At 62.6% G+C, this 698-nt stretch carries 1 protein-coding gene; it reads left to right on the plus strand.

What is annotated here, in order from left to right:
• On the plus strand, positions 1-698 hold a 698-nt coding region (locus tag IL54_RS24055; RefSeq protein ID WP_156106279.1), incomplete at both ends, for a phosphate/phosphite/phosphonate ABC transporter substrate-binding protein.

Consider the following 698-nt stretch of genomic DNA (forward strand, 5'->3'; position numbering starts at 1 on the left):
GGCACGGAAAGCGGGACGCTGGCGGACTATCAGCCGATCTTCAACGCCGTGTCCCGTAACACCGGCCTGACCTTCGACCTGAAAGTCGCCCAATCCTATGGCGCGGTGGTCGAGGGAATGTGCAACGGCGCGGCCGACATCGCCTTTGTCGGCCCCGTCACCTATTTGCAGGCGAAGGATCGCGGTTGCGCCGAATTGCTGGCGGTGGCGGTCAAATCCGGTGCCTCGGTCTATTATGCCGGGCTATTCGCACACAAGGACGCCGCCATCGCCACCGCCGCCGACGTGCGGGGCAAGCGCGTGGCGTTTGGCGACGTCAATTCGACCTCGTCCTTCATTTTCCCGATGACCATGTTGATGGATGCGGGGATCGATCCGGCCAAGGATCTGAAAGAGGTTCGCCTGACCGGCAGCCATGCCAGCAGCCTCGCCGCCTTGTTGCAGGGGCAGGTCGACGTCGCAGCCCTCTCCTTCGAAAGCTATGAAAAGGCGGTGCGGGAGAATGTGCCGGGCGTTCGCGATGTGAAGATCATCGCGCGCAGCGATCCCATTCCCTACCCCCCCTTGGTCGTGAACAGCAAACTACCGGCCGCGACCCGCAACCGGCTGCAATCCGCATTCCAGAATATCGCCCATGAACCCGGCATCACGCAAGAGATGATCCGGGGCTATGGCGGGGGGCAGGTCGATGGCTATGA

Source organism: Sphingobium sp. ba1, assembly GCF_000743655.1.
Taxonomy (GTDB): Bacteria; Pseudomonadota; Alphaproteobacteria; order Sphingomonadales; family Sphingomonadaceae; genus Sphingobium.